This is a genomic window from Limnohabitans sp. TEGF002 (assembly GCF_055395845.1).
This window is the reverse complement of record NZ_AP029224.1, coordinates 2,000,521-2,014,051: the sequence shown is the minus strand read 5'-3', so window position 1 is coordinate 2,014,051 and position 13,531 is coordinate 2,000,521. Positions and strand designations below refer to the sequence as shown.

Below are 13,531 nucleotides of genomic sequence, written 5' to 3'. Positions count from 1 at the left end.
ATGTTCCATCGACTTATTTCCAACGACCAGCCACGCAGCCGCCTGCTGGCCGTTTTGCTGGTGCTCATCTTGCTGGGGTTGGCGTTTGCGCCATTCTTGTTCCCCGGCGTCAAGGCCTTGTCGGTCGCGGCCAAGGTGCTGATCTTTGTGGTGCTGGTGGCGGGCTTTGACCTGCTGCTGGGCTACACCGGCATCGTGAGCTTTGCGCACACCATGTTCTTTGGCATCGGGGCTTATGGCATCGCCATCTCGTCCAACAGCTGGGGGCCGACCTGGGGCGCTATCGGGCTGGGTTTTGCGCTGTCACTGGTGCTCACACTGGTGTTGTCACTGGCCATCGGCTTGTTCTCGCTGCGGGTGCGGGCGATCTTTTTCGCCATGATCACGCTGGCCGTGGCCGCCGCTTTTCAGACGCTGGCGTCTCAGTTGTCCGACTTCACTGGCGGTGAAGACGGCCTGAGCTTCAAGCTGCCCGAGTTGCTGCTGCCCAGCACCGAGTTCAGCGACGAGCCCTTCCTCGGCGTGTCGCTCGATGGCCGCTTGCTCTGCTACTACCTGTTGTTTGTGCTGGCGGTGGGCATGTTGCTGTCGCTCCTGCGCATCGTCAACTCACCGTTTGGCCGAGTCTTGCAAGCGATTCGCGAAAACGAGTTTCGGGCCGAGGCCATTGGCTACCGTGTGGTGGTGTACCGCACGCTGTCGAGCGTGTTGTCGGCGCTGTATGCCTGTGTGGCCGGGGCCATGCTGGCGCTTTGGCTGCGCTACAACGGGCCGGACACCTCGCTCAGTTTTGAAATCATGATGGACGTGTTGCTGATCGTGGTGATTGGTGGCATGGGCACCATCTATGGCGCGGCCATTGGGGCGGTGCTGTTTTTGCTGGCGCAAAGCTATTTGCAGGATTTGCTGCGGCTTGCCAGCGATGCCTCGACGTCTCTGCCTTTGCTGTCGGCCTTGTTGTCGCCTGACCGTTGGCTGCTTTGGCTTGGCTTGTTGTTTGTGTTGTCGGTGTATTACTTTCCGACCGGGGTGGTGGGGCGTTTGCGCACACGCGCTGCACTGCGTGCCTTGGCATCTGAGAAACAGGGTTGAGTTGGATATGACTTTCACATCCAACTACATCACCTGCGCCGGGCTCGAAATCCATTACACCGACTGGGGCAAGGCCGAAAAGGGCACCGTGATTGCCTGGCACGGCCTGGCCCGCACGGGCCGGGATATGGACGAGCTGGCCGCGCACCTGAGCGCACAAGGCTACCGGGTCATCTGCCCCGACACCGTTGGGCGCGGACTGTCGCAATGGAGCAGTGCACCTGAACAGGAGTATTGCCTGTCATTTTATGCCCGCATCGCACGCGAGCTGATGGATGGCTTGCAGCTGCGTGCTGTGCATTGGGTGGGCACCTCGATGGGCGGCGCGATCGGCACGCTGTCCGCGGCAGGTCTGGTGGAGCCCAGCTTGAAGCACCGCATTTTGAGTCTCACGCTCAATGACAACGCCCCCGAGCTGGCCCAAACTGCCATTGATCGCATCAAGGCTTATGCAGGCACGCCGCCATCTTTTGCCACGGTGAGCGAGCTCGAAGCTTTTTTGCGCCAGGTCTACAAACCGTTTGGTTGGCTCAGCGACGCGCAATGGCGTCGTATGGCCGAAACATCGACGCGCCGTTTGCCCGACGGCCGCGTGACGCCACATTACGACCCGGCCATGGCGCTGCAATTCACGGCGCACCCCGACGACTATTTGATCTGGTCGCACTATGACGCCATTGAGGTGCCTGTCCTCTTGTTGCGTGGGGTTGAGTCTGATCTGGTTCTGCCCGCAACGGCCGCTGAAATGCGCCGCAGAGGTCCCGGTGCACGTGGCCAACTCAAGCACATTGAAGTACCCGGCTGCGGACACGCGCCAGCGCTGAATGTGTTGCAGCAACTCGAATGGGTGACAGACTTTTTGAACGAAGTCTGAGTTCCGACATACCTTCGCGAGCAGGGGCTCGCTCCCACTTCAACGGTTCATGAGCTCAGACTTTTGCCCCATGCGCCAAAGCCCGCTCCCGGCTTGCCGCCAGCGCCTTAACATCTGGCGCTGTCAAGTCCCAGGCCTGCATGTGGCTCAGGCTGATGTCGGTCAGAGCCTCGATCCACTGCGCATGGTTGTTCAGGCAAGGCACATAGCTGAAGCTTTCGCCCCCCGCGTGCAAAAACGCTTCTTGCGCTTCTTGCTGGATTTCTTCCAGCGTCTCGAGGCAGTCGCTCGTAAAGCCCGGGCAGATCACATCGACTTTTTTGACGCCTTGCTGGGCCATGGCGATCAGCGTGGGTTCGGTGTAGGGCTCCAGCCACTTGGCTTTGCCAAAGCGTGACTGGAATGTCAGCTTGTATTGGTTTTTGGACAGGCCCAGGGCTTCGGCCAACAAGCGGCCGGTTTTCATGCATTCGCAGTGGTAGGGGTCGCCCAGTTGCAGCGTGCGTTCGGGCACGCCATGGAAACTCATGACCAGTTGTTCGGCTTGACCGTTGGCTGCCCAGTGTTCACGCACTGTTTGCGCCAGCGCGGCGATGTAGCGCGGGTCATCGTGGTAGCGGTTGACAAAGCGCATTTCTGGGATGAGCCGGGTTTTCAGGCCCCAGCGGTAAACGGCGTCGAACACACTGGCCGTGGTGGTGCCGCTGTATTGGGGGTAGGCGGGCACGATCAGCACGCGCTGCACGCCTTCGGCTTTGAGGGCATCGAGCTGCGCCGGGATGGACGGCTGGCCGTAGCGCATGGCGTAACGCACGCTGATGTGGTGCCCGCGCTCTTGCAGTGCCGTGCCCAGCGACTGGGCTTGTTGTTCGGTGAAGGCTTTCAGGGGCGAGCCTTGCTCGGTCCAGATGCTGGCGTATTTGGCGGCCGATTTGGCCGGACGCACGCGCAAGATGATGCCGTGCAGGATCAGCCACCAAATGGGTTTGGGGATCTCGACCACGCGGCTGTCGCCCAAAAATTCGGCCAAATACTTGCGCAGGGCAGGGGCCGTCGGGGCGCTTGGGGTGCCCAAATTGCAATAGAGGACAGCGGTGCGGGCGGCTTGCCCGTGCTGGAAGGAGGGTTCTTTGTTGAATGCCATGCGGTATTCTCCCACCACCATGCTTGACATTTCCCGCATTCGCGCCATTACCCTCGATCTGGACGACACTTTATGGCCCGTCTGGCCCACCATTCACCGGGCCGAGGCCGTGTTGACTGCTTGGTTGACCGCGCATGCCCCCAGCACGGCGGCGCTGTCAGCCGATGCCGATCTCAAAAAAGCCGTGCGTGCCGAGATCAACGCCCGCCATGCCGACCGGGCGCACGATTTGTCGTTTTTGCGCCTGCAGTCGATTCGCGCCCTGTTGGAGCAAGCCGGTGACCCAGTGCACCTGGCTGAGCCTGCTTTTGAAGCCTTCTTTGCCGAGCGTCAGCGGGTGGACTTGTTTGAAGATGCATGGCCTGCTTTGACTTTTTGGAGCCAGCGCTACCCGGTGGTGGCCCTTTCAAACGGCAATGCCGACGTGCACCGTGTGGGCATCGGCCAGCACTTTCACGCCAGCGTGAGTGCCCAGTCCTTGGGGGTGGCCAAGCCCGATGTGAGGATTTTTGTGGCTGGCGCGTCAGCAGCGGGCGTGCAGCCACATGAAGTGCTTCACATTGGTGACGATGCCCATGCCGATTGCGTGGGCGGGCTGTCCGCAGGCATGCAAGTGGCCTGGCTCAACCGCGAAGGCCACGATTGGACCCATGGCGACACCCGTCCACACTTGGAGGTGCGCGACTTGCACGCGCTTTGTTCCTGCTGGCCTGAATATGGTTTGTAGGTCGACGGCTTCTGCCTCGACATGGACTTTGGGTTCAGCGCCTACCGGGAGAGTGAAATGACTTTGAAAATTTACGGCATTGGTGCATCACGCGCCGCACGGCCCTTGTGGGCTGCATTGGAATTGGGCGTGCCCTTTGAGCACATCGCCATGACCTACAAAGCGGGCGCGACACGTACGCCCGAGTTTTTAGCGCTCAACCCCAACGGGCACATTCCGGTGGTGCTCGATGAACGCCCCGAAGGCACCATCACCGTTTGGGAGAGCATGGCTTGCGCGCTCTACATCGCCCGCGTCCACGGCAAAGCCGACGGCCAGTCGATCACCCCCGCCACACCCCGTGAAGATGCCGAAGCCCTGCGTTGGAGCTTTTGGACCGTGTCTGAGTTGGAAGCGGATGCGCTCACCGTGTTGATGCACCGCATGGCCATGCCCGAAGACCAACGCAAGCCAGAGTTGGCCGACAAGGCCGAAAGCCGCTTGAAAGTGCCCTTGGCGGTGCTAGAGCAACATTTGCAAGCCCAACAGGCCAAAGGCGAGGCCTACCTGACAGCCAATCGCTTCACTGTGGCCGATGTGTGTGTGGCCAGCGTGGCGAGCTGGATACGCCCGGCCACAGCGCTGCTGGCGCAATACCCGTCGGTTTCGGCTTGGTTGAACACTTGCTTGGAACGACCTGCACAAAAGCAGGCGCGTGGGATGTAATGAAGCTTGGGTAGCCTTAAAAATTTCACTTTTCGCTAAGATGCTCGGACTTTTGTAAATTTGAGAATTGTTCGAAAAATGAAAAACCTGATACCCGCTTGTATCTTTTGGTTGGTCGGTTTGGTCATGACTTCTGTTTGGTCTCAGACCACTATCAAAGTTGACTTCAACACAGGCGTAGGCACGCCGGTTCAACAGGTTGAAGCTGTATTTCGACCCGCTAATGGACCTTCCAATGGGCAGGCGCTTCTAATTCTTCACCACGGGGGAGGCTACAACGACAACACCACTCAGCAATATGCTGAGTACTTTTCCAGCAGGGGATTTGCGACTTTGGAGTTGATCATGTTTCGTTTCAGGACGCCTTCGACAGTCATCGACCCGATAGCCTTTCATGGACAAGTGATGGGTGGATTGAAATACCTGTCACAAGTGCCTGGAGTCGATCGGAAAAGGGTGTCTGCCATGGGCATGTCGCTTGGAGCGTTCTTGACCATCGATGCAACCAGTTCATGGTTTTATGAGAACTATGACGCTGGGGATTTGCGTTTTGATAAATTGGTTGCTCTGTACCCGGTTTGCTGGTTCATGTCAGAGGCCGTCAAGGGGCAAACGCAAGACATCGCGATCTTCAAAGGCTTACCCAATACCTTTCTCCAGAAATCTGCAGAAATCCCATTATTGATTCTGGCTGCAGGCAAGGACAGCTATGACAGTTCGGATCCCGGTGCATGCCCGGCCTTTGCCAAAAGCATCACTAATCCTCGTCAGGCCGCCATGACCAAGGTTGAGGTTTTTCCAAGTGCTACCCATGGATGGGATCACGGAAAGGATTACAGCTTTCCTTTGCGTGGGCAATGCACAGGAAGAACTAACTGTACGAATCGGATTGTTTCAAGTCCTCAAACCGTAGAGCACGGCAAGCAGGCCACCTTGTCTTTTCTGACAGCTCCTTAGTTTCCCTGCAGGTATCCAGCGAGCAACCGAAGCGATTTTCAAAATCGCCCCAGCGCCTGCATCTTCCAAGCCAGCCACAGCTTGCGCAGCGGCGTGAGCGCAATGCGCTGGTGCAGCACCTGATAACCCGATGCCTCGATCTCGCGCAGCAAGGTGCGGTAGATGCTGGCCATCATGAGGCCGGGTTTTTGGGCGCGGCGGTCGGCCGCAGGCAGCAGGGCCAGGGCTTCGTCGTACAGGGCGTGGGCGCGTTCGGTCTGGAACTTCATCAGCGCGGTGAAGCGGTCTGAGTAGTCGCGCTGCATCAGTTCGTTGGCTTTGACGCCAAAGCGTTGCTGCTCGTCGAGCGGCAGGTAGATGCGCCCGCGCATGGCGTCTTCACCCACGTCGCGGATGATGTTGGTCATCTGAAAGGCCAGGCCCAGCTTGTGCGCATACGCCGTGGTCGCGTCGTCGGTCTGGCCAAAGATGCGGGCAGCAACTTCGCCCACCACGCCTGCCACAAGATGGCAGTATTTCGTCAGGCCCGGAAAGTCCAAGTAGCGGGTCTGGTTCAGGTCCATTTGGCAGCCTTCGATCACGGCCATCAGGTGGCGGCTTTCAATGCCGAAGGTGTGGGCCAAGGGCATGAGGGCGTGCATGACCGGGTGGCTGGGCTGTCCTGCGTAGGCTTGTTGCACTTCTTTTTGCCACCAGGCGAGTTTGGTGGCGGCCACGCCAGGGTCTTTGATTTCGTCGACCACATCGTCCACTTCGCGGCAAAAGGCATAAAACGCGGTGATGGCCGCGCGGCGCTCGGGCGGGAGGAACAGGAAGGCGTAATAAAAGCTGCTGCCCGAGGCGGCGGCTTTTTGCTGGACGTAGTCTTGCGGGCTCATGGGCTGGGATTCTCGCATTCAAAGCGCCAGATCACGGCAGGGGCTCGCCGGACAATTGGCGAAATTCTCTTTGCAGAACGGCCGCAGACCCCATGCCCCAGGCGATGCGCCAGAGCAGGGCGCGCACTTCGTGGCGCGGCATTTTGACGCGCTGGCGCAGGGCCGCAGGGCCAGCCTGGCGCAGCAGAGCCACCGTGCGCGCACCAATGAGGGCGGGCAGGGCGCTGGCCAGACGCAGCCGCATGGGCTTGAGTGCCAGGGCGTAGCGCATGCCGTCGGCCAGTTGAGCCTGTGTGTGGTCCAGCCAATCGGTGTAGAGCGGGGCCAAGGCGTTCAGGGCGTCTGCATCAGGGTTGACAGCGGCTTGGGCCAAAAGTTCTGGTGTAAAGCTTGCCTGCCGGAGTGTCTCCTCGGGCCAGTAGCAGCGCCCAGAGGCGAGGTCCGCCCCGGCGTCGCGAACGATGTTCAGACGCTGCAGACCCATGCCGTATTCCCGCCCAATGCGCAGCATCTCGGCCTGCGGCAGCAGGCTGTAGCCGGGCAGGTGACGTCCGCACAGCTCGGTCCAGAACTCGCCCACGCAACCTGCCACCAGCCAGGTGTAGTCGGCCAGTTCCGCTTCGGTTTGCAAAGCCTGCAGGCCGTGGCCAAAGCGGATCATGTCCAGCTGCTGGCCCCGGGTGATGTGGCCCAACACTTGGCGCACACTGGCTTGGTCGTCCGGGGACAGAGTGCGCAAGAGCGGCAGGCATTGCGGCAGGGCTTGCATCAGGGCGCGTTCGTGCGGTTCGGTTTGTTGTGCAGCAAAGGCCTGGGTCAGGCGGGACAGTTCGCGGGTGTCTTCGGCGGGTGTCTCCTGGGCAGCAATCGTTCGGGTCATGAGGTCCAGCAAAACCTGGCGCTCATTCAGGGGCAAGGCGGTGGTGTCGGCCACCGTGTCGGTGGCGCGGGCCAGCAGGTAGCCGATGGCCACCGGGGCTTGCAACGCTTTTGGCAAGAGGCGGATGGACAGGTCGAACGAGCGCGAAACATGACGCAGTAACTTGCGCTGGGACGCGCTCAGGCCCCGGTGCGTGCCCCCGGATGGTTGGTGCTGTGGCTGTTGGAATAAGGGGGTTTTGATCATGGTCAATCCCTATTGTCGCTTGACAGGTCGGGGCACTTTGAATAGATTACTAACCAGTCAGTCATTATTATTTTTCTGGATTCCCCATGCCCTCTTTGATGCCACTCGCCGCCCGGCGGGTTTTTTGTTTGTGCGCGCTCGCTGCTTTGGTGACTACTTTGGTAGCATGTTCGAAAGCCGAAGCGCCTCAAGAGCCACTGCGCTCGGTCAAGCTGCTCACGGTGGCGGGCAGTGATTTGAACCTGGGGGGCGAGTACGCTGCCGAAGTGCGGGCGCGGGTGGAGTCGCGCTTGGGATTTAGGGTGGGGGGCAAGCTGGTGCAACGACCGGCTGAGCCGGGTCAACGTGTGGCCGCGGGGCAGTTGCTGGCCCTGGTGGACGCGCAGGATTTTCAGTTGGCCGCGCAAGCCGCCCAAGCCCAGGTGAGTGCCGCGCAAAGTCAGCGCGATTTGGCCGCGGCCGAATTCAAGCGCTTTGAGGCACTGAAGGCGCAAAACTTCATCAGCGGTGCTGAATTGGAGCGGCGCGAGGCCAGCCTCAAGGCGGCCGATGCGGCGCTGAGCCAGGCCAAAGCGCAGGCGCAGGCGCAAGGCAACCAGGCGGGTTACGCCCGGTTGACGGCCAGTCATGCGGGTGTGATCACGGCCGTGGAGGCCGAAGTGGGGCAGGTGGTGTCGGCTGGCCAGCCGGTGCTGCGTTTGGCCCACGATGGCCCACGCGATGCGGTGTTTGCTGTGTCCGAATCGGCCATCATGGCGATCAAAATGGGTCAGAGCATGCAGGCTACGGTATTGAGCACCGGGCAAACGGTGCAAGGCACGGTGCGCGAAGTGGCGGCCAGTGCCGACCCGGTCACGCGCACCTATGCGGTCAAGCTGGCGCTGGCGCCGGGCGTGGCCTTGCCTTTGGGGGCCACGCTGAATGTGCGCGCACCCGGGGTGTCCGATGCTGCGGTTTCGGCCATCAAATTGCCCACCAGCGCATTGCGGGAGGAGGGGCAGGGCACGGCGGTCTGGGTGTTGGATGAGGCCACCATGACGGTCAATAGTCAGGTGGTCCAGCTGGGCCGTGTCGATGGCAACGAGGTGGTGGTGAGCTCTGGGCTCAAGCCCGGGCAAAAAGTGGTCAGCGCCGGGGTGCATGTGTTGTCACCCGGTCAGAAGGTGACGATCTACAGCCCTGACGGCAAAGTGCCCGCTTCGGTCCTTGCAGCACCCAGCTCACGGTGATCGCATGAGCAGCACCGACAACACCCGATTCAACCTCTCGCGCTGGGCGCTGGAGCACCCGGCCCTGACGCGCTACCTGATGGTGGTGTTGATGGTGCTGGGCATGGCGTCTTATTTTCAGCTGGGGCAGGACGAAGACCCGCCCTTCACCTTCCGTGCCATGGTGGTGCGCGCTTATTGGCCCGGCGCTACGGCCGAGCAAGTGGCTGAGCAGGTGACCGACAAGATCGAGCGCACGCTGCAGGAAGTGCCGTTTGCCGACAAGATCCGCAGCTACTCCAAGCCGGGTGAGGCGCAGATCATTTTCCAGATCAAGGACAACTCCAAGCCGGGCGATGTGCCGCAAATTTGGTACACCGTGCGCAAAAAAATCGGTGACATGCGCGGCAGCTTGCCACCGGGCGTGGTGGGGCCGTTTTTTAACGACGAGTTTGGTGATGTTTACGGTGTGATTTACGCCTTGGGCGGCCAAGGTTTTACGCCCGCCGAGGTCAAAACCCAGGCCGACAGCTTGCGTCAACAACTGCTGCACGTGCCGGATGTGGCCAAGGTCGAGTTGTTTGGCGTACAAGACGAGAAGGTGTTTGTCGAGGTCTCTCAAACGCGGCTCGCGCAAATGGGCTTGGACATGAATTCGGTGGTGGCCCAGCTGAACCAGCAAAACGCGGTGGAATCGGCCGGCAGCATCCAGTCGCCAGCCGATGTGGTGCAGGTGCGTGTGGGCGGCCAGTTTCAGAGTCTGGAGGATTTGAAGGCCTTGCCGATTCGCGGCGCGTCGGGCGCGCAAATTCGCCTGTCTGACATCGCCACGGTGAGTCGTGGCTATGCCGACCCGGCCAGTGTGAAGGTGCGCCACGATGGCCAAGAGGTCATTGCGTTGGGCGTGTCCATGGCCAAAGGCGGTGACATCATCGCGCTGGGCAAGTCCTTGCGCCAGGCGATCGCGGCCACACAGGCCAGCTTGCCTGCGGGCATGAGCTTGACCCAGGTCCAAGACCAGCCCAGCGCGGTGTCGAGCTCGGTCAACGAGTTCATCAAGGTGCTGATCGAGGCCGTGATCATTGTGTTGGCGGTGAGCTTTTTGGCACTGGGTCTGCACAAGCGGCCGGGCCAGCACCCCCTGTGGCGGCGCTGGACGCTGGACATTCGCCCCGGTTTGGTGGTGGGCATCACCATCCCGCTGGTGCTGGCGGTGACCTTTTTGGCCATGTATTACTTTGGCATCGGGCTGCACAAGATTTCACTGGGCTCGCTGATCATCGCTTTGGGCTTGCTGGTGGACGATGCCATCATTGCCGTGGAGATGATGGTGCGCAAAATGGAAGAGGGCTACGACAAGGTGCGCGCAGCCACCTTTGCCTATGAACTCACCGCCATGCCCATGCTCACGGGCACCTTGATCACGGCAGCAGGTTTCTTACCGATTGGCATGGCCAAGTCCATGACGGGTGAATACACCTTCGCGATTTTTGCGGTCACGGTGGTGGCGCTGTTGGTCAGTTGGGTGGCGTCGGTTTACTTTGTGCCTTATTTGGGGGCCTGGCTGCTCAAACCGCCCGCCCACGCTGTGTCGGCTGAGCACCTCGATTCGCCCGAGATGTTCGACACGCCGTTTTACCGGCACTTTCGCGCCTGGGTGACGTGGTGCGTTACACACCGATGGAAGACGATTGCCATCACCATTGCTTTGTTTGCCTTGGGCATGGTGGGCATGGGCAAGGTGCAGCAACAGTTCTTCCCCGATTCTTCACGCCCGGAAATCATGGTGGACTTGTGGCTGCCCGAGGGCTCGCCTGTCAAGGCCAGTGAGGACATCACGCGTCGCGTGGAGCAGCGCCTGGCCCAAGAAGACGGTGTGAAGTCGGTCACAGCCTGGGTCGGCTCGGGTGTGCCGCGTTTTTACCTGCCACTGGATCAAGTCTTTCCACAGACCAACGTGTCGCAGTTGATCGTGCTGCCCACCGACTTGAAAACCCGTGAAGTCTTGCGGGCCAAGTTGCCCGCCTTGCTGGCGCAAGAGTTCCCTGAGGTGCGTGGGCGCGTGAAATTGTTGCCCAATGGCCCGCCTGTGCCTTACCCGGTGCAGTTCCGGGTGGTGGGGACGGACCCCAAGGTCTTGCGTCTGAAGGCCGAAGAGATCAAGGCGCAAATGCGCCAGAACCCCAACACACGCGGTGTGAACGACAACTGGAACGAATCGGTCAAGTCGGTGCGTCTGGAGGTCGACCAGGCCAAAGCCCGCGCCTTGGGCGTGAGCAGCCAGTCCATCGCACAGGCCTCGCGCACTTTGCTGTCAGGCAGCGCTGTGGGGCAGTTCCGGGACGGCGACAAGCAGCTCGAGATCGTGCTACGCCAGCCATTGGCCGAGCGCGATGCCTTGTCTGACCTGGGCCAGGCTTATGTGCCCACGGCCTCCGGACGGTTCATTCCCTTGTTGCAAATTGCCACACCGGTATTGGCTTGGGAGCCGGGCGTCATGTGGCGCGAGGGGCGGCAGTTCGCCATCACCGTGCAGTCGGACATCGCCGAGGGCCTGCAGGGCGCTACTGTGACGGCGCAGTTGCTGCCCGAGCTGAAAAAAACCGAGGCCACTTGGCAAGGGCAGGGCTTGAATGGTTACCGCATTGAAGTGGCGGGCGCAGTGGAAGAAAGCGCCAAAGGCTCGGCGTCCATCGCAGCGGGTGTGCCGGTCATGCTGTTCATCACCTTCACCTTGCTCATGCTTCAGTTGCAAAGTTTTAGCCGCGCGATGCTCGTGTTTTTGACAGGGCCTTTGGGCATGGCGGGTGTGGCCGGTGCTTTGCTGGTGCTGGATCGGCCGTTTGGTTTTGTGGCCTTGCTGGGCGTGATCGCGCTCATGGGCATGATCCAGCGCAACTCGGTCATCTTGATCGACCAAATTGAGCAAGACCGGGCCGCAGGTATGGCCCCGTGGCAGGCGATTGTGGAGTCGGCGGTGCGGCGTTTGCGTCCCATCGTGCTCACGGCGGCTGCGGCGGTGCTGGCCATGATTCCGCTGTCGCGCAGCATCTTTTGGGGCCCGATGGCGGTGGCCATCATGGGTGGCCTGATTGTGGCCACGGCCTTGACGCTGCTGGCGCTCCCGGCCATGTATGCCGCCTGGTTCAGAATTGAGCGCCCAAATCAAGCCCGTGCCTGAAATTGCCCAATTGAACCGGCTAAAATAGAAAGTTGACCGATTTCAACCGGGCGGTCAGGTGCGTCAGGGGGCTTTTGGGCCGTTCGGCGGACCTGTCGCCCTTTTTGTTTGGACCTGCGCGGGTGGCGAAATTGGTAGACGCACCAGGTTTAGGTCCTGACGGTGGCAACACTGTGCGGGTTCGAGTCCCGCCCCGCGCACCAACCGACTTCTGGCCGATGGTTTAACCAACGGCTTGAGAGACATTCAATTAACCGAGAACGACGATGACTGTGACTGTTGAAACCCTTGAAAAGCTGGAACGCAAGATCACCCTGACTGTGCCCGTGACGGCCATTCAGACCGAAGTGGATGCCCGCCTGAAGAAAATGGCCCGCACGGTCAAGATGGACGGTTTCCGTCCTGGCAAAGTGCCCATGAACGTGGTTGCCCAGCGCTATGGTTACTCGGTTCAGTACGAAGTCCTGAATGACAAAGTGGGCGAGGCTTTTGCTGTGGCCGCCAACGAAGCCCAAGTGCGTGTGGCAGGTCAGCCCCGCATCTCTGAAAAAGAAGGCGCGCCTGAGGGCGAGCTGAACTTCGAAGCCATTTTCGAGGTCTACCCCGAAGTCAAGCTCGGCAACTTGGCCGACACCCAAGTCGAGAAACTGACTGCCGAAGTCTCTGATGCAGCCATCGACAAGACCGTGGACATTTTGCGCAAGCAGCGCCGCACTTTTGCCCAGCGTGCCCAAGACGCCGCAGCGCAAGATGGCGACCGCGCCACCATCGACTTCGAAGGCAAGATTGACGGCGAAGTGTTCTCCGGCGGCAAAGCCGAAGACTTCCAGTTCATTCTGGGCGACGGCCAGATGCTCAAGGAATTTGAAGACGCCGTGCGCGGCATGAAGTCTGGCGAAAGCAAGACCTTCCCCTTGGCTTTTCCTGCCGACTACCACGGTCAAGATGTGGCTGGCAAAACAGCCGACTTCTTGGTCACTGTCAAGAAAATCGAAGCCGCACACCTGCCTGAAGTCAACGAAGCACTGGCCAAGTCTTTGGGCATTGCCGACGCGACCGTGGAAGGCCTGCGCGCTGACATTCGTAAAAACCTCGAGCGCGAAGTGAAATTCCGCTTGCTGGCCCGCAACAAGCAAGCCGCCATGGACGCTTTGGTCGCCAAGGCCGAGCTGGACCTGCCCCAGTCAATCGTTCAAAACGAAATCGAGCGCTTGAAAGAAGGCGCCCGCGCTGACCTCAAGCAACGCGGCATCAAGGACGCTGACAAGGCCCCAATCCCTGACGACATTTTCCGCCCACAAGCCGAGCAGCGCGTGCGCTTGGGCCTCGTGGTGGCCGAAGTTGTGCGTGGCAACACCTTGCACGCCAAGGCAGATCAGATCCAGGCGCACATCCAAGAGTTGGCCTCCAGCTACGAGCGTCCCGATGATGTGGTGCGTTGGTACAACAGCGACAACCAGCGTATGGCCGAGGTCGAAGCTGTGGTGATCGAAAGCAATGTCTCCGACTTTGTCTTGGCCCAAGCCAAAGTGGTCGAAAAAACCATCTCCTTTGAAGAGCTGATGGGTCAACAGGCCTGATCGGTCCTTTGAATCGTTGATGAATGGGGCTTGTGCCGGACTTGCAGTTCGGCTGACAA

11 protein-coding genes and 1 tRNA gene are annotated in these 13,531 nt (G+C 60.3%); 9 read left to right on the top strand and 3 right to left on the bottom strand.

Going from position 1 to position 13,531, the window contains the following annotated elements:
• A complete protein-coding gene (locus ACZ5SR_RS09950) occupies positions 1–1,092 on the top strand; it encodes a branched-chain amino acid ABC transporter permease (RefSeq protein ID WP_464448568.1) in 1,092 nt (363 codons plus the stop codon).
• 7 nt (positions 1,093–1,099) lie between these two features.
• Positions 1,100–1,966 carry an alpha/beta fold hydrolase gene (locus ACZ5SR_RS09945; protein ID WP_464448567.1) on the top strand — a complete coding sequence of 289 codons (867 nt, stop codon included), beginning with the start codon at positions 1,100–1,102 and terminating at the stop codon, positions 1,964–1,966.
• Between the two features lie 55 nt (positions 1,967–2,021).
• Here ACZ5SR_RS09945 and hemH read toward each other — a convergent pair whose 3' ends face one another.
• The gene (gene hemH / locus ACZ5SR_RS09940) at positions 2,022–3,110 is read right to left on the bottom strand and encodes a ferrochelatase (protein ID WP_464448566.1); all 1,089 of its coding nucleotides are present in this window, start codon (positions 3,108–3,110) and stop codon (positions 2,022–2,024) included.
• A gap of 19 nt (positions 3,111–3,129) precedes the next feature.
• Here hemH and ACZ5SR_RS09935 point away from each other — a divergent pair, with 19 nt between their 5' ends.
• The 3 genes from ACZ5SR_RS09935 to ACZ5SR_RS09925 all read left to right on the top strand — a co-directional run bounded on the left by ACZ5SR_RS09935 (position 3,130) and on the right by ACZ5SR_RS09925 (position 5,499).
• Entirely contained in the window at positions 3,130–3,837 is a 708-nt protein-coding gene (locus tag ACZ5SR_RS09935; protein ID WP_464448565.1) for an HAD family hydrolase, read from the top strand.
• A 57-nt stretch (positions 3,838–3,894) separates the two neighbouring features.
• A complete protein-coding gene (locus tag ACZ5SR_RS09930; RefSeq protein ID WP_464448564.1) occupies positions 3,895–4,542 on the top strand; it encodes a glutathione S-transferase family protein in 648 nt (215 codons plus the stop codon).
• 78 nt (positions 4,543–4,620) lie between these two features.
• Positions 4,621–5,499 (top strand): dienelactone hydrolase family protein, encoded by an 879-nt coding sequence (locus ACZ5SR_RS09925; protein ID WP_464448563.1) that lies wholly within the window; start codon positions 4,621–4,623, stop codon positions 5,497–5,499.
• A gap of 38 nt (positions 5,500–5,537) precedes the next feature.
• Here ACZ5SR_RS09925 and hpnD read toward each other — a convergent pair whose 3' ends face one another.
• Together hpnD and ACZ5SR_RS09915 are read right to left on the bottom strand one after the other, a co-directional pair.
• Entirely contained in the window at positions 5,538–6,377 is an 840-nt protein-coding gene (gene hpnD / locus ACZ5SR_RS09920; protein WP_464451040.1) for a presqualene diphosphate synthase HpnD, read from the bottom strand.
• A 31-nt stretch (positions 6,378–6,408) separates the two neighbouring features.
• Positions 6,409–7,503, bottom strand: coding sequence for a phytoene/squalene synthase family protein (locus tag ACZ5SR_RS09915; protein ID WP_464448562.1), 1,095 nt, complete (start codon positions 7,501–7,503; stop codon positions 6,409–6,411).
• A gap of 86 nt (positions 7,504–7,589) precedes the next feature.
• On the opposite strand from ACZ5SR_RS09915, the gene ACZ5SR_RS09910 reads away from it, so the two are divergent.
• The 4 genes from ACZ5SR_RS09910 to tig all read left to right on the top strand — a co-directional run bounded on the left by ACZ5SR_RS09910 (position 7,590) and on the right by tig (position 13,472).
• Positions 7,590–8,732, top strand: coding sequence for an efflux RND transporter periplasmic adaptor subunit (locus ACZ5SR_RS09910; protein WP_464448561.1), 1,143 nt, complete (start codon positions 7,590–7,592; stop codon positions 8,730–8,732).
• 4 nt (positions 8,733–8,736) lie between these two features.
• A complete protein-coding gene (locus ACZ5SR_RS09905; RefSeq protein ID WP_464448560.1) occupies positions 8,737–11,892 on the top strand; it encodes an efflux RND transporter permease subunit in 3,156 nt (1,051 codons plus the stop codon).
• A gap of 116 nt (positions 11,893–12,008) precedes the next feature.
• Positions 12,009–12,095: transfer RNA gene (locus tag ACZ5SR_RS09900), tRNA-Leu, on the top strand.
• Between the two features lie 63 nt (positions 12,096–12,158).
• Positions 12,159–13,472, top strand: a complete 1,314-nt coding sequence (gene tig, locus ACZ5SR_RS09895; RefSeq protein WP_464448559.1) for a trigger factor — start codon at positions 12,159–12,161, stop codon at positions 13,470–13,472.
• Positions 13,473–13,531: the final 59 nt, after the last annotated feature.